This window comes from Pararhizobium qamdonense, from assembly GCF_029277445.1.
Taxonomy (GTDB): domain Bacteria; phylum Pseudomonadota; class Alphaproteobacteria; order Rhizobiales; family Rhizobiaceae; genus Pararhizobium; species Pararhizobium qamdonense.
Map to the genome: position 1 here is coordinate 82849 of NZ_CP119570.1, position 21130 is coordinate 103978.

General features: G+C 56.5%; 23 protein-coding genes. 21 read left to right on the forward strand and 2 right to left on the reverse strand.

Annotated features, from left to right (window positions below):
* The first annotated feature begins 28 nt into the window (after positions 1-28).
* The 14 genes from PYR65_RS30290 to PYR65_RS30355 all read left to right on the forward strand — a co-directional run bounded on the left by PYR65_RS30290 (position 29) and on the right by PYR65_RS30355 (position 9911).
* The gene (locus tag PYR65_RS30290) at positions 29-391 is read left to right on the forward strand and encodes a hypothetical protein (protein ID WP_276122578.1); all 363 of its coding nucleotides are present in this window, start codon (positions 29-31) and stop codon (positions 389-391) included.
* Complete coding sequence (locus tag PYR65_RS30295) at positions 391-621, forward strand: DUF7940 domain-containing protein (protein ID WP_276122579.1); 231 nt, start codon at positions 391-393, stop codon at positions 619-621. The genes PYR65_RS30290 and PYR65_RS30295 overlap by 1 nt, the downstream gene beginning before the upstream one ends.
* Positions 611-1189 (forward strand): lysozyme, encoded by a 579-nt coding sequence (locus PYR65_RS30300; protein WP_276122580.1) that lies wholly within the window; start codon positions 611-613, stop codon positions 1187-1189. The genes PYR65_RS30295 and PYR65_RS30300 overlap by 11 nt, the downstream gene beginning before the upstream one ends.
* Positions 1189-1521 carry a hypothetical protein gene (locus PYR65_RS30305; protein WP_276122581.1) on the forward strand — a complete coding sequence of 111 codons (333 nt, stop codon included), beginning with the start codon at positions 1189-1191 and terminating at the stop codon, positions 1519-1521. Before PYR65_RS30300 ends, PYR65_RS30305 begins: the two co-directional genes overlap by 1 nt.
* A gap of 430 nt (positions 1522-1951) precedes the next feature.
* Positions 1952-2806, forward strand: coding sequence for a PhoH family protein (locus PYR65_RS30310; protein ID WP_276122582.1), 855 nt, complete (start codon positions 1952-1954; stop codon positions 2804-2806).
* Positions 2784-3503 carry a hypothetical protein gene (locus PYR65_RS30315; RefSeq protein ID WP_276122583.1) on the forward strand — a complete coding sequence of 240 codons (720 nt, stop codon included), beginning with the start codon at positions 2784-2786 and terminating at the stop codon, positions 3501-3503. Before PYR65_RS30310 ends, PYR65_RS30315 begins: the two co-directional genes overlap by 23 nt.
* A gap of 117 nt (positions 3504-3620) precedes the next feature.
* Positions 3621-4988 (forward strand): DnaB-like helicase C-terminal domain-containing protein, encoded by a 1368-nt coding sequence (locus PYR65_RS30320; RefSeq protein ID WP_276122584.1) that lies wholly within the window; start codon positions 3621-3623, stop codon positions 4986-4988.
* Positions 4988-5509 (forward strand): NUMOD4 domain-containing protein, encoded by a 522-nt coding sequence (locus tag PYR65_RS30695; protein ID WP_407951385.1) that lies wholly within the window; start codon positions 4988-4990, stop codon positions 5507-5509. The genes PYR65_RS30320 and PYR65_RS30695 overlap by 1 nt, the downstream gene beginning before the upstream one ends.
* The gene (locus PYR65_RS30330; RefSeq protein ID WP_276122586.1) at positions 5506-6660 is read left to right on the forward strand and encodes a hypothetical protein; all 1155 of its coding nucleotides are present in this window, start codon (positions 5506-5508) and stop codon (positions 6658-6660) included. The genes PYR65_RS30695 and PYR65_RS30330 overlap by 4 nt, the downstream gene beginning before the upstream one ends.
* A gap of 78 nt (positions 6661-6738) precedes the next feature.
* Positions 6739-7278: a WGR domain-containing protein gene (locus PYR65_RS30335; protein ID WP_276122587.1), complete on the forward strand. Its 540-nt coding sequence runs from the start codon at positions 6739-6741 to the stop codon at positions 7276-7278.
* Positions 7278-7544: a hypothetical protein gene (locus PYR65_RS30340; protein WP_276122588.1), complete on the forward strand. Its 267-nt coding sequence runs from the start codon at positions 7278-7280 to the stop codon at positions 7542-7544. Before PYR65_RS30335 ends, PYR65_RS30340 begins: the two co-directional genes overlap by 1 nt.
* On the forward strand, positions 7541-8167 hold the full coding sequence (locus tag PYR65_RS30345; protein WP_276122589.1) for a hypothetical protein: 627 nt from the start codon (positions 7541-7543) through the stop codon (positions 8165-8167). Before PYR65_RS30340 ends, PYR65_RS30345 begins: the two co-directional genes overlap by 4 nt.
* Before the next feature lie 11 nt (positions 8168-8178).
* On the forward strand, positions 8179-9726 hold the full coding sequence (locus PYR65_RS30350) for a hypothetical protein (protein WP_276122590.1): 1548 nt from the start codon (positions 8179-8181) through the stop codon (positions 9724-9726).
* Positions 9723-9911 carry a hypothetical protein gene (locus PYR65_RS30355; protein ID WP_276122591.1) on the forward strand — a complete coding sequence of 63 codons (189 nt, stop codon included), beginning with the start codon at positions 9723-9725 and terminating at the stop codon, positions 9909-9911. The genes PYR65_RS30350 and PYR65_RS30355 overlap by 4 nt, the downstream gene beginning before the upstream one ends.
* 94 nt (positions 9912-10005) lie before the next feature.
* Here the strand turns inward: PYR65_RS30355 and repC are convergent, their stop codons facing one another.
* Together repC and PYR65_RS30365 are read right to left on the reverse strand one after the other, a co-directional pair.
* Positions 10006-11115 carry a plasmid replication protein RepC gene (gene repC, locus PYR65_RS30360; protein ID WP_276122592.1) on the reverse strand — a complete coding sequence of 370 codons (1110 nt, stop codon included), beginning with the start codon at positions 11113-11115 and terminating at the stop codon, positions 10006-10008.
* Between the two features lie 196 nt (positions 11116-11311).
* Positions 11312-11494 (reverse strand): hypothetical protein, encoded by a 183-nt coding sequence (locus PYR65_RS30365; protein ID WP_276122593.1) that lies wholly within the window; start codon positions 11492-11494, stop codon positions 11312-11314.
* A gap of 403 nt (positions 11495-11897) precedes the next feature.
* Between PYR65_RS30365 and PYR65_RS30370 the strand changes: the two genes are divergently transcribed.
* The 7 genes from PYR65_RS30370 to dnaE all read left to right on the forward strand — a co-directional run bounded on the left by PYR65_RS30370 (position 11898) and on the right by dnaE (position 21095).
* The gene (locus tag PYR65_RS30370) at positions 11898-12299 is read left to right on the forward strand and encodes a helix-turn-helix domain-containing protein (protein ID WP_276122594.1); all 402 of its coding nucleotides are present in this window, start codon (positions 11898-11900) and stop codon (positions 12297-12299) included.
* A 113-nt stretch (positions 12300-12412) separates the two neighbouring features.
* A complete protein-coding gene (locus tag PYR65_RS30375; protein WP_276122595.1) occupies positions 12413-12643 on the forward strand; it encodes a hypothetical protein in 231 nt (76 codons plus the stop codon).
* A gap of 42 nt (positions 12644-12685) precedes the next feature.
* Positions 12686-15166: a cobaltochelatase CobT-related protein gene (locus tag PYR65_RS30380; protein WP_276122596.1), complete on the forward strand. Its 2481-nt coding sequence runs from the start codon at positions 12686-12688 to the stop codon at positions 15164-15166.
* Positions 15167-15284: 118 nt separating this feature from the next.
* A complete protein-coding gene (locus PYR65_RS30385; protein ID WP_276122597.1) occupies positions 15285-16517 on the forward strand; it encodes an AAA family ATPase in 1233 nt (410 codons plus the stop codon).
* Positions 16517-17152 carry a sigma factor gene (locus tag PYR65_RS30390; RefSeq protein ID WP_276122598.1) on the forward strand — a complete coding sequence of 212 codons (636 nt, stop codon included), beginning with the start codon at positions 16517-16519 and terminating at the stop codon, positions 17150-17152. Before PYR65_RS30385 ends, PYR65_RS30390 begins: the two co-directional genes overlap by 1 nt.
* The gene (locus tag PYR65_RS30395) at positions 17149-17679 is read left to right on the forward strand and encodes a hypothetical protein (RefSeq protein WP_276122599.1); all 531 of its coding nucleotides are present in this window, start codon (positions 17149-17151) and stop codon (positions 17677-17679) included. Before PYR65_RS30390 ends, PYR65_RS30395 begins: the two co-directional genes overlap by 4 nt.
* A 2-nt stretch (positions 17680-17681) precedes the next feature.
* A complete protein-coding gene (dnaE, locus tag PYR65_RS30400) occupies positions 17682-21095 on the forward strand; it encodes a DNA polymerase III subunit alpha (RefSeq protein ID WP_276122600.1) in 3414 nt (1137 codons plus the stop codon).
* The last annotated feature ends 35 nt before the right edge of the window (positions 21096-21130 follow it).

A 21130-nucleotide genomic window follows, 5' to 3' on the forward strand; every position in this document is an offset into this window, starting at 1 on the left:
ATCAGATAGGAATATACCCATGGCATCCATGCCTTCCATCACCTTGAACAAGGAGACGATCGGTTTCGTCATGGGCATCGTTGCTCTGATGACGGCTATTTTCGGCGGATACAACTGGCTGCTGTCAGGCCGACCCGAGAACTCGCCTGTGGTCAAGGAAATCGAGATCAAGAATTTCGAACAGGATCAGCGGCTCGACCGCACTGATCGTGACCGTGAGCGCAGCACAGCCGCAACAAAGGAGCTCACGAGCAAAACCGACGAGCTTAAAGAGGCCGTCGTTCGCCTGACAACCGTGCTCGAGCAAGGCGGCCCGCTGACCAAAAAGGCCGAATACGAATCCCTTCTGCCGAGCGTCAATCGCCAGGCCATCAAATTCGAGGTGCAATAATGAAGCTGCGTGCTGACTGGAAGAAGATTCTCAAGAACGCCTGGACAGTCCGGCTGTTTCTCTTCGCTGCGGCCATGTCTGGCCTCGAGGCTGTAATTCCTTATCTGCCGGCTTTCCTGGCAATCAACCCGATCTGGATCGCCATTCTCACTCCGCTGACCTGTATGCTAGGCATCTACGCTCGCCTGGTCGCTCAGAAATCCATTTCAGGAGATGACCATGCCGATTAATAAGATCACATCGTCGAAGCGTGGCAAGGCCGCGATCGCTGCAGCGCTCGTTGCAGCTCTTGCAAGCGGCTGGCAGGGTTACAAGACTGCGACGAGCACGCCTCCGGCCGTCGTTCTGGCGACCGATGCGCTGATCAAACCTTGGGAAGGTCTGGTGCTCAAGTCGCACTGGGACCGCTACGCCAAGATTTGGGATATCTGCTACGGCGAAACAAAAGGCATCACGGCCGGCATGATTAAGACCAAAGCTGAATGTGACGCCATGCTGCAGAAGCGTGTCTACAACGATTACTATTTGCCGCTGACCCAGAAGATCAAAGGTTTCACCTCGTTCCCGGTTTCTGTCCAGGCGGCCCAAATCTCCGGCGCCTACAATTTCGGGGTTGGTGGCATGGTGGGCTCGCGTGCAGCCAAGCTTGCGATCGCCGGCAAGTATCGCGAAGCCTGCGAAGCCCAGACAGCCTGGAACAAGGCGGGCGGCCAGGTCGTCAATGGTCTGGTAAAGCGCCGCGAGATGGGTGACGCCCAGCGCCTCGGTGAGGCTGAGCTCTGCGTATCGGGTCTCTGATGCTGAGTCCGATCCGCATCGCACTTGCAGCGGCCGCACTCCTTGCAATCGCCGGTGCTGCCTATTGGATCTACGACGCGATCTATGACCGCGGCTGGGACGCGCATGTCATCGTTTCTGAAAAGGAAAAGCAGGCGATGCGAAAGGCCAATGACCAGGCGATCGCATCTGCCGAGAAGGAGCTACGCGAAGACCTCGCCGTCCTGCTCTTGGAAAGGGAAAAACTCGAAAATGACCTCGTTCGCCTCGCTTCGGAAGCCGCTCAAGATCCTGATGCTAACTCTGGTGGCATCAAGCGTAACGGCGTGCGCCGTATCAACGCCATCGAGTAGCGTTCCGATCAACCTTCCGGCCCTGCCGCTCGAGTTGCGGCCGTGCAAAACGGGCGACACCAGTTGCAAGCCGATCTGTCCAATGGCGGTCACACTGCCTGACCGGGATATCAATCAGTTGGAAGCTGAAACGTTCTGGCGCCAGGACCGCGCATCCCTCCGCAAGTGCCGGGCGAGCAATGGCGCAATCGTCACATTCTACGAAGGTCTCCGGAAGAATTTGAATGCGGCGGCTGACTGATCCGGTCCGTCTCTCTTCTGAGTAGTTATCGTTTAAACAGATATTACAGACTATGAAGAGAGACGGACCGGATTTGACGATCACGCCTGCAAAATTCGAAATCACACCGGCTTAATTGATCAATCAATATTTACTTACTGTCTGATTTTCGCGTAAACTGTTCACCAGTCGCAATCTCCGGAGTTTCATATGACCAAGGCCAGCCGCCCCTCCAAGTCCTCGAAGAGACAGGAGCGCCGCGGCGCCTCTGATCGGCCCGACAGGCACCAGAACCTCCTCGCAGCCGTGATCGAAGAGCAGACCAACCGCCGCAAACCTTCGCGCACCAAGACCCACGAAGGTCCGGTCAAGGCTCTCAATGATGGTCAGCGTCGCTACGACGCGGCAATGAAATCCTCCGATATCGTCTTTGGCACCGGCCCGGCCGGCACGGGCAAGACCTGGCTCGCCGTTCAGCGCGCGGCTGAGGCATACAACGCAGGTCTTATCGACAAGATCTACGTTAGCCGGCCCAACGTCGAGGTGGAGCGCTCCTTCGGGTTTCTGCCTGGCGACCTGGATGAGAAGTTCGGCCCTTATCTGACGCCGCTTGAGGAGGCTTTCCATGACGCTTTCGGCCAGGCCAAATACGAGTATTTGCTTGAGGCCGAGGTGATCGTTCCAGTCCCGCTGGCCTTCATGCGTGGGCGCACCCTGAAGAACGCTTGGGTGATCTTCGATGAAATGCAGAACGCGACCGATACCGAGTTCAAGATGGCGCTGACCCGCATCGGTGAGGGCGCCAAATTCATCATCAATGGCGACCTGCGGCAGGTCGATCAGGGCATTAGGTCCGGTCTGCCGCGGGCTATCAAGCTGCTCGGCGCTTTGCGTGAGGTCTCGGTGGTTGAGTTCGGCCGCGAAGACATTGTTCGGCACGGTCTTATTCAGAAAATTGTCGAATTGTATGAAGACCAAGACATTTCGAGCTATTCAGTGAGCAGCGACGACGAAGCTCGCGAAGGACTCGAAAGATTTTTGGATGCAAGCACTACCGGTAATTGACGACAGCCCGCGACCAGATCCGATTGAAGACGATCTGGTCGCCTTTCGCTTCATTGACAAAAAGCTCCTGGCGATCGACCCGGAGCTTTATCGTTCCAAGTGGTTCGATTACCGGATGATGACGCCACTGCAGGCGACCCGCCATTACATTCAGGCTTTCGGCGAGGTATATCGTCAGTTCTTCGCTGTGGAAATATCCAAAAAAGCCTCGCAATTCATCAAGGTGCCCTCGATCGAGGAGATCTTCGAAGGTCTATCGCAGCTCAGCGAAAAGCACATGATGCAATTCTCCGGTATGTGGCGCGGCCGGCAGGTGGCTGATGCAATCGGCATGCCCTATAAAGAATATATCCACACCGTAATGGGCTTGCGCTTGCGCTTCTGGGGCCAGAACCATCTTCCCCAGGCTCAACACCTCTACAAGGCAGAGGACGTCGAGAAGACCGTCACGAAATGGGAAGAAATGCAGTCCGCGCGTCTCTATCTCTCCGACGAGCCGGCCTACATGATCGAGAATTTTGACGATATCGCCCATCAGAACGACTATCACGAATGGTTGTTCAAGCAGGCGTCACTCAGGGGAAACCCCTGGTATGTGCTGGCGCAGTTTATCAACGACGGCCGGCTGCCGCTGGATAAGGTCGAAGCCCGCTTTGATCCTGATTTGGTCGAGCGCGTTCATCGACATATCCATTAGCATCCCTGTCACGAAGCGCTATTCTTTCTTGAGCAAGTGAAGCTCGACAGAGGTCAATAGCGCAAATTTTCGCACTATATCAGTCAGTAAATATTGATTGATTTCAAGAGGTAATGAATGTCTCAGGCAGCAGTAGCAACAACCGAAGATGACGACGAAGCCATTGCTGAGCAGGAAGCGCCGAAGTGGGAGTTTGATGAAGGCTTTCAGCGCAAGACGCTGGCGCTGTTCATGCGCGACACGCAGTTTGCCAACCGCACCAAGGATCTTATCGACCCTGCCTACTTCACCAATGAGGCGCACGGCCAGCTCGTGAGCCTGATCAAGACACATATGGCTGTTCATAAGGCTGTGCCGGATCTGCGCATCCTGACCCAGATCCTGAAAGACGAAAAGGCAAAGAAGCGCATCCGTGAGGACAGCCTGGCCGAAATCAAGATCGCTATCAAAGACGCGGTGCGCACCGACCTGTCAAATTCGACCTACGTCATGGAGAAGGTCGCCGACTTTGCCAAGTTCACCGCGATGGAGCAGGCGATTCTCCGGAGCGTTGAGCTTCTGCAGCGCGGTGACTTCGCCGGCATCGAGAAGCTGACCAAGGCCGCGCTGAACGTCGGCCTTCAAGATGACGAGGGCGACTATCACTATTTCAAGGAGATCGAGCAGCGCACACAGGTTCGCGAGGACTGGAAAGCGGGCAAGATCCTCAAGCGCGGAATCTCGACCGGCTACAGCGAGATTGACGCCAACCTCTATCATGATGGCTGGGGCCGGCGCGAACTGTCTCTGCTTATGGGCGCCGCGAAGGCCGGCAAGTCCCTCGGCCTTGGCGAGTTCACCAAAAATGCGTCGCTGCTCGGGTTCAACACCGCATACCTATCGTGCGAAGTGTCCAAACAGATCATCGCCGACCGTCTCGACGCGAACCTTGCAGACACCGCTATGCGTCTGCTGAAAGATGACCCGCAGACCATCAAGGCCCGCATCCAGGCCGCTGAAGCCAAGGCTGGTCATCTGATCATTCGCGACTTCGCGTCCGGAACCCTGCAGCCCAACCAGGTCGATAACATCATCGAAAAGTGGCGCTCGGAAGGAATTACGCTCGATTTGCTGGCGATCGACTACGCGGACATCATGGCTGCGAACTATCGATCCGACAACATTATCGACAATCTGCGGTCCATCTACATCGATATTCGCGCGATCGCCTACAAGCACGATCTGGCACTGCTTTCCGCCACGCAGACCAATCGCTCCGGCGCGGCAGCTCATACCGCGAAGATGACCGACGTCGCTGAGGACTTCAACAAGATCCGCACGGCCGACGTCGTGATTGGGATCAACGCGACTGAACCTGAGAAGCAGTCCGGCGAAGCGCGTTTGCACTGGGTTGCCTCTCGAAACTCGGAAGACGGCATGACGCTGCTGATTAGACAAGATAGGGAAAAATTGAAATTCTTGACCAAAGTTATGGGTCGCGTCTGATGGCTGAGTGGCGCGATATTCCAGGATACGAGGGTTACTATCGGGTTTCTGAAGAAGGGCATGTAAAGTCCTGCTCTCGCGTCATCATGCGTAGCACCGGCGCTCCGCAAACTGTTCGTGAGCGTATTCTCAGGCCGGCGCCGGGCACGGATGAATATCCGTCGGTATCTTTATCCATCGACGGAAAGCTGCAGAGCCGGAGAGTTCATCTTCTCGTGGCTGAAGCGTTTCTTGGGCCTGCACCCGCCAACCAAGAGGTTCGCCATCGTGACGGAGATCGGTCCAACCCGAGACTCGACAATCTGCTTCACGGAACGCGCGTCGAGAACATGGAGGACGCCCGTGAGCACGGCACTCTCGGTATTGGTGAGCGCAACGGAAACTCCAAACTCACCGATGAGCAACGCGATCAGATCCAAAGTCGTGTGAAGGCGGGTGGAAACCAGCGATTGATCGCCGCCGAGTTTGGAATCTCTCAGTCGCGCGTCAGTCATATCGTTCATAATTGGAGATCCGTATGAGCGAAAGCATCTTCCAGGAAATCACGGAGAACCTGGACCTCGAGTTCCTTTTCGATCGGGAGAGCCTGCCCTACAAAATGGGGCGAGGCTCCTCCGGTATGCAGATCAATGCCAAATACTGCCCGGACTGCGGCGACGGCCGATCGCGCGTCTATCTCAATGCCGATACGGGGCAGGGGAACTGCTTCGTCTGCAACCAGACCTTTAATAAGGCCAAATTTGTCAAGCTGCACTTCGGCTACGACAACTGGAAGCAGACCATCGAGACCTGCAAGGAAATCATGCGAGAGCAGGGCTGGCGCCCCAAGCGCATGACAACGGTCGCTGTCGATCATGGCGAGGTAAAACTGCCTTATTCAACGCCGTTGCCGACGGACGACGGGGAGAACCTGGTCTATCTCGAAAGTCGAGGCATCACGGCGGAATATGCCAAGTATTTCGGGCTGCGCTACTGCCAGTTCGGTTCCTGGGCGTTCCGTGACGAGAAGAGCGACCTGCAGCAGCAATGGTTCTCCAATCGCGTCATCATTCCGGTGTTCGACCTCGATGGCACGCTGAAGACATTCCAGGGGCGCGACCTGACAACCGGGCCGGCCGCAGAGCACGTCGATCGCAAATACCTGTTTCCTAAAGGTCTGCCAGGCACTGGCAAGTTTCTGCTCAATGGTCAGAACGTCCAGCTCACCGATGAGGTCTGCATGGGCGAAGGCGCCTTCGACGTCGCTGCGATCAAGATCGCCTTTGACGAAGAGGTTGATCTGCGGCGCGTGGTGCCGGTCGGATCGTTCGGCAAGCATCTGTCCTACGGCTCAGCTACCGGCGATGATCAGCTTGGCCGCTTCCTGCAATTGCGGCGCCAGGGCGTGAAGATCGTAACGATCATGTGGGACGGCGAGGCCAAGGCACTAATCGCAGCGCTAGATGCAGCCAAGCTTCTCACCTCGATTGGTCTGAAGGCGCGTATCGCACTGCTGCCCTACCGGAAAGACCCGAACGAAGTGCTCAGCGAGGTGACGCGCAAGGCTTACTACGCCGCAACGCTGTGGACACCTGGTCTCGATGTGAAATGGCGCCTGCGCAATCCCTACGCGGCCGACGAAGCCAAATGGAAGATCGAGCAGGCGAAGAAAAAAGTCGCTGTGGGATCTTGACGCCTCAATCAATATTTACTTACAACCCACGTAAAATCGCGCTATCACATAAGCACAACAACGAGAGAGAAACGAGCAATGAGCTACCCACTCGATTTCGCGCACTATGCGCTTGAATTTTCGGACGGCGGTCGTTCGAACAAGCACTACAACGCCACGCTGCTGATCGCGCCGAACGGCATGTCGATCCTGGTCAAGCGTTGGGGCAAGATCGGTTCGATCGGCGAAATGAAGGTCGAGAAGTTCGCGATCCAGAAGAAAGCCGAATCCGAGTTTGAAAAGATCGTCCAGTCCAAGTTGGGCAAGGGTTACGAGACCCGCAGTCATAATATGAAGCAGATCAACGCCGAGGGGGAGCTGCGCATGGCGTTCGGACCTGCTGTCTGGCCGAAACTCCCAGGCTCCGCGCTTGAACACGTTCTCCCAGGCTTCGACACTGCCGGCCGCAAGGAGCTTGGCGAGACCCGCTTCGACGAGAACGGCAAGTTCAAGGGCGATCCTGCGCCGCGCGTCTTCTCGCAAGCCGAGATCGCCGCTGCCCGTGCCGCTGAGAGGCTGGCCGCGCAGGAAGAGGCTCAAAAGACCTATGCCGTCAATCCGAACTTCGGGCGGTTTTGATGGACACAATCGATTTCGCCCTCGACCTTCTACGTCGTGTCGAGCGAATGCGCCTTCGACACTGGGAGGACGAAAAAGACGGCCTCATCGATGAGATCTCCAAGCGCGACGACATGCCGGCGCTGATGGAAGAGTTCACTCTAGCCACCGTCGCCGAGTGCCGCATTCGCGTGTGCATCCGACGCGCATATCGCAAGCGTTATGGCGTGCGAGCCGATATCGCCCACGCCGATACGACAATTCACAAGAACTATGGGAGGTTTTGATGCCCCGCTTTCTAACACTCGCGCCTGAGAACCAGTTTCAGTTCGTCTGCCCGGTGTTTAACGCCAAGACCAAGATGGCCGCTTGCTCCACGCTGCGCGACCGTGTTTTCGCCGGCGCTCAGCCTGCTGTGCGTAAGGGCTGCCAGGCCGCTGTCCGATGCAGCATGTGCCCTGCAGCCGAGATCGTCCGGCGCATCTCCTACGGCGTCCAGACGTCCGACGACTACGGATCGACCGAGCCGAAGGTGGGAAAGATCCATGCCGTCGTTCTCGACAAGATGAAGAATACCATTCCAATTCTAAGCGTGCTGGATCAAATCGGCGTGTCGCCTGAAGAACGCCAGCTTTTGCTGACCAGCCGCACGCGCATCGCCGAGCAGCTCAAGACCGCGCCTGGTCGCGACGGCAAGGAAACGCCGTTCATTGCGCCGCAGAAGATCAACCCATACATTTACTCGTCTAAGCCCGTGTCGAAACGGCGCCAGGACGAGGATGAAACCGATCTCGATATGACCATCGACGCAACCGTTGCACATCGGGCTCCACCTAAATCCCAGAACACAACTATCAACCGCGCAGCGATGACCGGCGATATGTCGGCTGCCATCAACGCCGCAGCATAAGGAGACCACCTTTGAACGCATCTGAAGCCCTTTCGCTTATTCGCGAAATCGCTAATTCGCCCGGCCGCTTGGACAAGCAGGCAGGCCTCGAGAAGCTGCTCGCCGACGATCTCGGCAAGTTTATCGTGAGCTGGACCTACGATCCATTCATCACCTATGGCGTGACGCTGAAGAATGCGTCGGCACCTGTTCCGGAGCATAACTGCACGTTGAGCGACGGCGTTGTGCTGCGCGTTCTGACCCAGCTTTCGACCCGCGAGTTGTCTGGCAATGCGGCGAAAGCCGAGATCGACATGCTTTTCAAAGCGCTGGATCCCGACAGCAATGAAATCCTGTTCCTTATCCTCAACAAGGATCTCAAGGCTGGTATCGGCAATACGACGGTCGAATCCGTGCTGCCAGGCTTCCTGCCATCGTTCGGCGTGATGCGCGCTCACCCTTACGAGGAAAAGCGCGTGACCCAGTTTCCGGTCCCGGTCGAACCGAAGCTCGACGGTATGCGTGTGACCTTTATTGCGAAGGAGGGGAAGGGCGCTTTCTTCACCAGGTCAGGCAAAGCTATTCCGGCGTTGCAGGATCTCGCCGCACCGCTGCTTCAAGCGGCCAAACACGTCCAGCAGCAGGCACGTGACGGTGACGTCGATGATCACTACCGTCACCTGGCTCTGGTTCTGTTTGACGGCAACAACGTCCAGCCGACCTTCGTGCTCGACACCGAGGCAATCAACGGTCTTTTCGAGACGTCCGGCGCCATTCGTCGCAAGTCGGAAAAAGCGTTCGACGCGCAGCTCGAATCTTTCGACCTCTTGCCGTATTCAGGCTTCATCGGCGCAGCTCCCTACAAGGTGCCCTACGAGACACGCCGCGCGTTGCTTGAAACGTTCGTGAGCGAGGTCCGTGAAGTTACCGACGCACCGGTCTTTGCGACGCCAGTCTACGAGGCCAACAGTCACGAGGAAATCGCTGAGATTTACGAGCGGTTGATCAATCAGACGATCGCCAACTATATCGCCCGTGGCGACAAGGACGTTGAGGCTGAGCTTCTCAAGGTTCTGATCGACAAGGCGACCGGCAAGCCCAAGGGTCTCGAAGGCGCGATGGTGAAGACCTATGACGGTGCCTATGAGAAGAAAAAGAGCCACGCCTGGCTCAAGATCAAGCCCGAGGAAACGATCGACCTCTTCATCGTCGGCTTCTACAACGGCGAGGAAAACGCCGAGAACGAAGACCGCCTGGGCGGCGTGATTGTCGATCACAAGGGCGTCAACGTGCGCATCGGTGGTGGATGGTCATCTGACGATCGCGACCAGCTCTGGAATGACTGGCGGCACGACGCGGGTCTACTCGGTATCGCACCGAAGGTCGGCTTCAAACCCGGCCACGCCATCGACGCTGCGATCATCCACAAGGATGAATATCAGCTCATCGGTCGCATGATCGAAATCGAGTTCAACGAGGTCACGCCTGACGGCTCGCTGCGTCATCCGCGCTTCGTTCGTTTCCGCGACGACAAGGCCGGCGAAGTCATCCTCGAGATGATGGAAAAGGAGGCTGCGTGAAAACGCCGATCGTCATCAGGGGATTCTACCTCGCGACAGGTATGACTTTGACACGTTGGCTTAGTCGACCAATGAGCGAGCTAACTTGGGTGGACGGCGTTCTTCTTTTTCTCATCGTGCTCGCTTTCCGTGAGGATTGGCCGGAGCTTCGGAATTATTTGAAAAATTCCAAAAAAGCCGACTGAAAACTGACTATTCTATAAGCACAAGACGTCTGTTCCTTCGTTTTGTTCATTGTGTCTCCTTTCCAACTGGGCGGTCTTCGGGCCGCCCTTTTTTTTAATGCTGTCGTTTTCGCTTCAAGGCGTGGATTTCCTGCGCGAGATTAACCTCGCCGGCAGCCGCGCGCCGAGCGTAGGCACGGAATAATCCGCCGAAGTTGGTTATGGTGCGCCGGCCGCGCTGATCGTCATCGAACATTTGCAGGACCAAGAAGAACGTCACCGCTGCGCGCGGCCGCCCCAGATCATCGCAGGCTTCCTCCCAGGCCGTCCGGTGAGTCCCGAACACGCCTCGCAGTCTCGCGGCAGCCCCAATCAGATCACCTTCCGTTCGAATCTCCCCGGCATATTCAAGCGCGTCAGGGCAGGCGGCCTTTAGATCACCCAGGCTTACGGTTTCGCCCCTTACCAATTCCTCTTTGCCGTTTTGACAAGGCTGCTCAGGTATATCGTTGTTGTCTTCAATGTGGCGGCAGGAATTGCCTGCAGAGGCGGAATGATATTGGTGTTCTGCGTCCAGCTTGAGGGCGTTCCAGTCGGCCAATAGCGGCCCAGGAATGCGAATAAGTGAACGGCGTGGTGTGACTGACATCAAAGCATCGAAACGACGTTCTAGGGCGCTGACGTCAATTCCAGGATCAAGCTCGGGAAAGGCACGCAGGACCTCCTGCACAGTGCGCCGGCTGATCGTGATCTCGTCAAGCTGGCGTTTATGGATCTCCTCGGCTGCCTCGATGCGCTTGATCGAATCCTTGAACTCGCTCTCACGAAGCAAGAGGGGTGTCAGATCGAATCCATAGGCGTCGATGATCTGCTGGCTTTTCGATCGAATGGCGAACCTTTTGCCGTTCGCTGAATCCTTTGAACTCAAAATGCCAATAGAAATGAGGTCTCGAATTGCGCCGCGCACGGCCCGCTCACTATAGCCGGTCGCCTTTTCCAGTGAATCGTTCGAAGGCCAGACGAGCAACTTTCCTCCGACCGGCTCTTTAAAGTATGAAATTAGACTAGTCAGCAGCGATATTTGGCCTTTAGACAATCTCAGTGCCCGCGCAGCAAGATTCTTTACCTTGTAAAGCTTGGCGCGATCGGCCTCAATGTCTTGTTTTTCAAATACACGTTGCCCTGGGCTAAGCTTTCGCCAGCCCAAATTAGGTTCGGTTTGCATGTCGTATCCTCAAATCGAGGCAATACTTCTCCGATCGCGCCTTTCGGAGCGTTGACAGGTCAAGGAAAACATGGGAAAACCGATTCGTGGTTGAGGCAGATATGAAGTCGCCAAACTTCAAAAGCCGGTTCGGTTTTGTCTGTTCTCTCGAAATATCAAGACCCTGGAAGTTGATCGCTTCCGGGGTCTTCTCGTTTTAGCTTGCCGTTTGCTGTTCCTTTTCAAACGTCGTGCGAAGCGCTTTCGCAATCGCATCCTGCTTGGATTCAATTTGGTGCTCGGCCATAAATCTGCTTAGGCCTTCATTATCTTCCCTGGTCAGCCAGATGGTCGCCATGGACATACCTTCACGCTTGCGCCGTTCGCGGTGCTCAGCCATTCTCATTGCCGAAGACATGAAACTCGAATCTCCCCGTCGCATTACGCATAACAAGTGACACCGATTCTTCTGATTTGGCAACCCCGTGGAAATTCCTCTCGGTGCAAAACTCGGTCCGAGTGTCGTAACACTTCTTATGGAACTTATCGGGAAGGGCTCGAATCGAATCCTTGAAATTGATCCCGAGTCCTTGGTAATTAGCATCGAATCCTTGATTTAAGCACGGCAAAAGCAAGACTCGAAGATTTTGTTGATCAATCGGTATTGACTTACCGCCCAAAATTTCGCCTATAACAAATCACTGCATCCCAATACCGATTTGCTATTCATCACAGTAGAAAACAAGAAAACGCTGTTAGTGACAAAGCAAACAAGGTGTTAAGGAAGAAAGGTTCTAAATTTAATGTCAACTACATACGTTCGCCCCTACGCTGACACGAAGGTTGTGCGTTTTCTTGATAAGTATATCGACACGAAGGTCAACAAGTCTCACCGCGAAATCGCGCAGGCTGCTGGTTGGTCACAGTCGAACATGATCACGATGATCAAGAAGGGCGACGCCAAACTGCCTCTCGATCGCGTTCCAGGTCTTGCTCGTGCTATCGGCGTCGATCCGATGTTCCTCTTCCGGCTTGCGCTTGAGCAGCACATGCCGGACGACAAGGAATCGGCACGGATGCTCGAATTCATCTGCACGCCGAACGAGGTAGAAATCCTCGGCGCCATTCGCGAGGCGACCAACAATGGCGATCCGAAGATTTCCGATGCGCAGCGCGTTGCGATCGCGGAACTCCTCGCCTCGTAAACAATCCAAGACAATCGTGCGGCGACCCGGATTAGGCACCGGGTCGCTTTATTTTTCTCCATCACCATCAGTCAATATTGACTGACTGGAAATGACGTGACAAAGGACAGATCATGCAGAATAACGAGCGCACACTTCCAAAGACCGCCCTCAACAGCATCGAGGAGATCCCGTTTGACCTCGCGTGGGTCGAGGGCGCGAAATTGGAAAACAGCGTGCGCACAGACAGGGCCGGCGCGACCATTTTCTCAGGCAAGCATCCGGAACACGGCAATATCCACATCATCATCCCGTCTTTCGGCGAAGGGCTCCTTCTCTTCCCGTTTGTAGTCCAAGATTTCTAATGCGATAACTAGTCAATCAAAGTTGACTTAACGGAGTGCGACATGAACAACGACATTGTGATCCTGCGCGAAGCGATCAAAAAGATCATCCCGATGCTAGCTGGCAAAGGCCTGATCGTCACGCAAATGGGCACACAAGCGTATGTTCAGCCGCACCCCGTTACGGGTCTTCCGCATCGCGTAAACATTCCTCTGCTGCCTGATAACGCAGATCCGGCGTTCGTCGTCGCGATCCAGGGCTTTATCGACCATGAGGTCGCGCATGTGCTCTTCACCGACTTCCGCTACAAGGCGCGCGAGAAGTCCAAGCGCTTGCATAATCTCCACAACATCATTGAAGATACGATGATCGAGCGGCTGATGGGCGAAGATTTCCCCGGTTCCAAGCGCAACATCGCTCGCCTGGCCGAATACTTCCTCAAGAACGTCACCGACGTTGCAATCAAAGACGCCAAGTCGAAGCAAGACGAGTTCAGCTACCTGCTTGTTCCGCTGACGCGCGCCCTCGCCGGCCATCAGGTCTTTCAGAACTGGATGGACGATCACAATTACTGGGAGCATGAGCTCGTCAATGCGTTCATGGATCGCTTCAGCCAGGCGTCGAAAAACAAGATGCCGCTCCTGCGCACAACCGAAGAGACCTACGAGATCGCGCTCGAGGTCGAAGCCATTCTCTATCCGCCACCGCCGCCCGCCCCGCCGCAGCCAGAGCCGCAGGAAGAGGAGCAGGACGATCAGTCCCAGGGCGACGGTTCCGACGACGAGCAGGAACCTTCCGAAGGCGAAGACGACAAGGATCATTCTGACGAAGAACAGTCGGGTGACGGCGAAGGCAAAGGTGAGCGCGAACACACCCAAGACAACGACAAGGCGTCGGGCGGTGAAGGCGAGAGCGACGAAGAGGAGAAGGAAGACGATGCCGGCGACGGTGAAAACGAAGGTTCCGGCGAAGGCGAAGAAAAAGCCGACGAGGAAGATGGCAACGACGCTGCAGACGACAGCGATGGATCAAGCGATGCTGATTCGGATGAGGAAGGTGACGCCGGCGCAGGTGACGGCGAGCCCGACGAAAAGAACGGCGAGACTGACGATGCCGATGATCAGAATGGTTCCGGCCAGTCAGCCGAGAATGACGATGACGGAGACGCGCCAGAGAACGCTGATGCTTCTGCAGGTGAAGATCCTGCGCCGGACGCTTCTGACGAAGACGGCAACGATGATGAATCAAGTCCGCAAAGCGGCGATCAGGGCGAAGCCGATCAGTCCGAGGCTGATGCTGACGAAGACGCCGATGACGAATGCCCTGGCGAAGGTAGCGACGATGCTGCCGAGAGTGATGAAGCCGACGAAGGTGAAGAGGCGGGCGGAAAACCCGATCTGAGCAACGTCGCGATCGAGGACGCTGGCGACGAGAACAACGACGAAGACGATAAGGACAGCGCCGAAGCGACCGAGGAAGAAAACGACCTCGAGGTCGCTGGTATTGGCTACGACAAGGAGCAGAACCCCTTCTCCGAAATGACCGAAGAGGATCTCGAGGAAAAGGATCTCTCTTCGGCCTTGGTCAAGATCATCGTCAAGGAAGCGATCCAGGCGTGCCGTGCTGCCGACTATACGGTCTTCACTCGCGAATACGACGTTATCAAGCCGGTCGATGTTCCGGAGAACTTCAACAGCAGGCACATCGTCGAGCTGGAAGATCAGACCCGCGCGCTAACCGGCGTTATGCAGAAAGACATTGAGCGGATGATGGCCGCCCAGTCCCGCGTCTTCAATGTTGCCGGGCAGCGTTCCGGCAAGCTGAACAGCGCTGGCCTGCACCGGCTCACAGCGGGCGACCCGCGCGTGTTCTCGCGTCGTGAAGAGATCCGCGCCAAAGATACAGCCGTTGCGCTCCTGAGTGACTGCTCGGGCTCCATGAAGGGTGCGCCGATGGCAACTGCGTTGTCAGCGTCCTATGCCCTCGCCCAGGTTCTCGAGCGCTGCAATATCCCGGCTGAGTGCATGGGCTTTACGACCGCAGCGATGTGGGGTCACGGTGGCGTGCTGTCAGAGACGCAGATCCAGCAATTCAACGATGATATTGCCCTTGAGCGCAGTAAGTCCGGCGTCAACTTTAGCCGACTCTATCCGATCTACATGCCGATCTTCAAGGAGTTCAACGAGCGCATCAATGCCGAGGTGAAGAAGCGGTTTGCCTATCAGCGCAAGGTCCAGCCACACATGGGCGGCAACATCGACGGCGAGTCCCTCGAATACGCTGCGATGCGTCTTGCCAGGCGCAAGGAAAAACGCAAGGTCATCATCGTTCTCTCTGACGGCTTCCCCGCGGGCGCCGACGGTGACGATGAGCACCTGAAATACATGGTCGGCAAGCTGACAAACCTTGGCTTCGATCTAGTCGGCATCGGTATCAAGTCGAATGCGGTCGAGCGATTCTACGATAACAGCCTGGTTCTCAACTCGGTCGAGGAGCTGCCGAAGGCCGTGATGGGCGAACTCAAAAAAATCCTGATGAAATGAGGTAGGGAACAGCGCGCGGTCAGTAAATATTGATTGCGTCCCATCTCTGCGCTTGTTAGTAAGTAAACATTGATTGAGCAAAGCGACAAAGAGCGCTTACCTTGAAACGGAGACAAGCATGACGACTGAAAACGACGACATGATCACCTGCGCCATCGACGGCGGCAAATGTCACTCGATCCGCATCTACCTGCGCGAAAACTACCCCGATTGGACGGTCGATAAATACAAGGTCGAGCATCCAGGTCAGCCGCTCTTGTCTGAGACCGGCAGGCGCGCAGCCCTGAAGGCAAAAGCCGCGCAGGAGCGCAAGGCGGCAGGGTCAACCGCTCTCAACGCTAATCAGCCATTCGCCTTTGCAGAGCGCTCTCTCGCCGAGCTGTTCGGACTCGATCCATCGACCGCGCTCAGCTCGACCAACAACCCGATCATGCTGCGTTGCCTTTCCGAGCATCACATCGAGGCCGAGGCCTATATCTCCCAAGCCGACCCCGAATATGTCTTCGATATCGACCTCGTGAAAACTGTGTGCCTGGGCTTCGAGCTCGCCATGAACACCTACCTCTGGGGCTATCACGGCACAGGCAAGACGACTGTCCTCGAGCAGTGTGCCGCGCGCACCGGTCGCCCTTTCTTGCGCGTTCAGCACACCGGCAATACCGAAGAGGCGCATATTCTCGGACAGTATGTCGTAAGAACCGTCATGGTTGACGTCAAGGAAATCGGCCCCGAAGGTCAGTGGCACATCGTTCAGCGGCCGCAGACTGTCACCGAGTTCCAATACGGCCCGCTCGCAATGGCGATGAAATACGGCATGGTCTACTGCGCCGACGAATACGACTTCGCAATGCCTTCCGTGATCGCGCTCTACCAGCCGGTGCTCGAAGGTAAGCCGCTCGTCATCAAGGATGCGCCCATCGATCAGCGCGTCATTCATCCGCATCCTGACTTCCGTTTCGTTGCGACCGGCAACACCAACGGCGTCGGCGACGAGACTGGTCTCTATCAAGGCACGATGATCCAGAACGCTGCGTCCTACTCGCGCTTCCACATCACGAAGGAAGTCAAATACATGGATCCGAAGCAGGAAAGCCTGGTGCTGCGCTCGAAGGCCGGTCTTGGCAAGCCTGACGCTGACAAGTTCGTCAAGGTCGCGAACGCCATCCGCGAAAGCTTCTCGAAGGGCGAAATGTCGATGACGATCTCGCCGCGTGAGCTGATCAGCGCGTCCACGCTGACGATCGTGTTCGGAAACAACCCGCACCTGGGCTTCCGCCTCGCATTCATCAACCGCTGCTCACGCATCGACCAGGTTACTGTCGAGCAGGTCGTTCAGAGGTATTTCGCCTAATGATCGACTACAAGGAAAGCGTCGAGCTGATCCGGCGTATGTCCTGGTCAATCGCCAGAAAGCTTCATGGCGCCGGCGCAACATCGCTGAGCCATGAGGACGTCGAACAAGAGCTCTGGATCGTTTGGTGCCGCGCACGCGATACCTTCGATCCAACACTTGGCGTGCCCTTCAAGGCCTATCTCATTGAAGGCGTTCGTCGCTCAAAGCTTGGCATTAATCGCCTGGTGTTCAAGCGCATCGGCGAGGAGCGCGCTCAAAGGCTCGATGCGCCCATCGGTAATGACGACGAGAGCGGCGCAACGATGCTCGACCTGCTGCAGTCGGACGATCCTACGCCCGACGCGCGCATGGACGAGCTGACGCACTATGCCTGGGCGCTTTCCAAACTGAGCAAGCGATCCGCACTGTTCCTCAAGCTGCTCTACGAACAGCCGCCTGAGCTGCTGGATCAGATGCTTTGCCTGAAAGCGCGCGCCGAATACGCCAAGCAGATCGGCGCGCAGAACATTTTGATCAGCCAGATCACGACGGCGTTCGTGTTTCGCCTCATGGATGCTGATCGCCCGGAACGCACGAAGATCCTCGCAGAGCTGCGCAAGCTTTCCGAGAAGGTTCAAAGGATTGCTGCATGACTGCCCTCATCCCTCCTTTCGCGCCTGGCTGCTACGGCTCTGCTCTTGCTTTTGAAGAGACAGCGCCGGTATGCGCAGTGTGCAAGTTCGCCGAGACCTGCCGGCCGCTGCATCTGAGCAATCTCCAAATCCTGCGTGAGCGCGTTGGCGTGAAGGGCAAGGGCTCGAAGACTGCCAAGAACCCTTTGGCGAGCGAGAAGCCACCGGCGAGTCCCGCAGAGCTGACCGTGCCCAAAAAGGTCCAGGCGCTCGTTGAAAAGCTCGACAGCTCCAACCTGTGCGTGACCGAAAACTTCGCCAAAGGCGTCAATCCGTTCACAGCGTCGGCGAATTTTCTAAGGATCGCCGGTCATCTGCTCCTGAAGCTCAATAAGCCGCTCGATCGGCAGACCCTCGCCTATGCGTTTACGGCTAAGCTCGGCTGGACCGAAGGCACGGCTGATAGCCATGCGCGCATGACGCTTCAGGCGCTCACCCACATTGGCGCCGTCAACAGCATCGACGGCGCAGTCACACTGAGGAGATAACTTTGCACGCCATTCTCGCAGCCAGAACCGACTTTTCCCTCGGGGAAAGCATTCTGAAGGCCGAAACGCTGGTCGATATCGCCAAAACCCAGGGCGCTAAAGCCATCGCGATCACCGACACCATGTCCGTGACCGGAATGATCGACTTCACCAATCGCGCCAAGAAGGCCGAGGTTAAGCCAATCATCGGCGTGCGGCTGCGTCTGTCGGAAGATCCGACCTGGCGCCCGGCCAAGGGACAGAAGAAAAAGCACATGCCGCCCGAGCATTTTCTCACGGCCTACGTGCTGAGCGAGACCGGTCTGCGCACGATCTATCGCCTGCTGTCCAAGGCCAACTCCGGCGACACGACCGATGCCGCCGGCGCAAAGGTGCCAGGTCGCTACTATTACACGGCCAAGATCGGCTACGATGATTTGTGGGAAGAGCTGAAGGTGCTCGGCGCTGGTCATCTGGCATTTCACCTGGGCGACACCCACGGCGTCATCATGCGCGCCGACATCGACGATATCGTCACCAAGCTGATCGACTACGTGCATCCGGCCTATGTCTTTGCACCTCTGATCCCGGTCGATACGCCCTATTTCGGCACGCTCAACAAACGCTCCCTCGAGCTCGCCAGTAAGCATACGATCCCGCCCCTTGTCGTCAGGCCTGCATACTACGAAATCGATCAGGCAGACGCCCACGAAGTCATGACAGCGATTGCAAACGGCAACAAAGTGACTGACGGCTGGCACAAGTCGAATTACAATCGGGATTTCCACGTTCTCAGCACGCCCGATCTCGGCGCCGAAGTCGTCAAGGCTGCAAAGCATCTGTCATTGCGCGGCGTCGTCGGCGCTGGGCCGATGTTCAAGCAAGGGCTCGCCAATACCGATCGCCTCGTCGATATGGTCGAATACACCTGGTCGAAGCAGCCGGTCTCCTTGCCGGTGATGGCGCCGGATGAGTTCGCAGCACTGGTCGCCGAAGCCAAGGCAGGCTGGAAAGTCCGTTTCAGTCAGGAAAGCTTTGGTCACAAGCCAACGCCGCAAGAGCTGGTTGACGTCTACAAGCCGCGCCTGATGTATGAGCTGGAAGTCTTGAAGAAACTGTCCTTCGCTGGCTACTTCCTGCTTGTGCAGGACGTGGTGCTGTTTGCCAAGACCAGCGGTATTCTCGTCGGCCCTGGCCGCGGCTCCGTCGGGGGTTCGCTCGTCGCCTATTTGCTCGGTATCACAGACTGTGACCCGATCCGCTTCGGTCTGCTGTTTGAGCGCTTCATCAATCCGGAACGTCTCGACCTTCCTGACGCCGACCTCGACTTCATGTCCACACGCCGGCACGAGATTGTCGATTATCTCATCGAGAAATACGGGCAGAAGCGCGTCGCCGGCGTGTCGAACTTCGGCACGCTTGCTGCCGCGTCGTCAATCCGTGACGTCGGCAAGGCGTTCCAGATCCCGGAGAAGGAGTATTCCATCTCCAAGCTGGTGCCCAAGAAGCACGGCGCCAATGTGCCTCTGCCGGAATGCCGCGAGGAAGTCGCAGAGATTGCCGAGTTCGCCAGCAAGTATCCGGCGCACTGGGGCATCATGGAGCGCATTGAAGGAACGATCCGCAATATGAGCCAGCACGCAGCCGGCATCGTTGTTGGCGGGGTGGATATTGAGGAGCGTGCCGTCATCGAGCGCCGTAAGGGCGACAGCAACGTCGTGTGTTGGGACAAGCGCATCGTTGAGGATCAAGGCCTGGTCAAAATGGATATTTTGGGCTTGTCCACGCTCGATCTGATCGCGCTGGTCACGCGCTACATTTTCGAGCGCCATTCCAAGCGCATCAATCTCATGAAGGTGCCGCTTAACGACCCCGCAGTGCTTGCCAACTTTGCCAAAGGTCTGACGACCGGCGTCTTTCAGTTCGAGAGCGCTGGAATGCGCAAGCTGTTGCGAGAACTTGGCGCCGACGGCACCATCACCTTCGACGATATCACTGCGGCGACCGCTCTCTACCGTCCAGGCCCGATGGAATCCGGCATGATGGATAGCTACTACCGGCGCAAGCAGGGCAACGAGACGGTCGATTATGACCATCCGCTGATGGAAGACGTTCTGCGCGAGACCTACGGCGTCATCGTCTACCAGGAGCAGGTCATGAAGATCTCCCAGGTGATTGCAGGCTATTCCGGTGCCGGTGCCGATAAACTTCGCAAGATCATGGGTAAGAAATTGCCCGAGGAAATGAAAAAGGAGCGACAGAACTTTGTCGATGGCTGCGTCAAGACGATCGCCTGCACCGACGAATGGGCAGGCGCGCTGTTCGACAAGATCGAAGGCTTTGCCGGCTACGGCTTTAACAAGAGCCACTCGGTCGAATACTCGCTGATTTCCTGGCAGTCGATGTGGCTGAAGACGCACTATCCTGTCGAGTTCTTTGCCGCAGCACTCTCTCTGATGGACGAGGACAAGCTGCCAGCATTGTTGCGCGACGCCGGCCGGTTCAGCATCGACGTCAATATGCCCGATATCAATATCTCGACGGAACGGTTCGAAATCGTCACCGATGTTCGGATGGTCATGCCCTTCCAGCGCATCAAAGGCATCTCTTCGAATGCGACGAATGCGATCCTTGAAGCGCGCAAGGCGGTCGATCCCGCCACAGGCAAGCCGTTCGGTCTGTTTAAGAACAAGGATGACTTTCTCAACCGCGTCAATAAGACCAAGTGCAACGTCAAGGTTCAAAAGAACCTCGATCTTGTCGGCGCGTTCTCACGCATTGAGCCTGGGCAGCCTGGCCCGAACGATCCGACCCGTATTCGCGACCAGCTTGAGCTTCTGCCAGGTCTCGTGACGGCGACCGTTCCGGTCAACCGCGCAATGGAAAACGATCGTGCAACCAAGGATGCGATCGCCCAGGTGATCGAGGACTACAAGACGGAGCTGTCTGAAGATGGCCTCATGGTTCAACCGAATTTCGGCAAGAATGCCGAGTTCATGATCATCACGGACGCGCCCAACAATCCGGAAGAGCAGGAAGGCATGATGTCGATCGGCAAGGCGTCCGCGCCCGTCATCGACGCGCTCATGAGCCATGAGCTGCAGCGCAAGCATATCTACTGGACGGCGCTCTTGAAGCGACCAAAGGCCGGCAAGCTGATTTCCCCTGAGGAGATCCGCATGTATCTGCCCTACCTTGAGCGTGAAATCGACATTCTGAAGCCGCCTATCATCGTGCTGCTCGGCGCGACGGTGGTCCGGCACTTCATTCCGGACTTCAAGGGCAAGGCGTCTGATGCGGCCGGCAAGATCATCTATAACAAGGAGCTCGATGCAAACCTGGTGATCGGCTTCAATCCTGGCGAAATCTACTACGCCCCTGAAAAGCAAGATTTGATGGAAGAGGTGTTCGCCTCAGTCGTCGATCTCCTCGACTAACCACCCGCAACCCGCGTGCAGACACGCTAATCTAT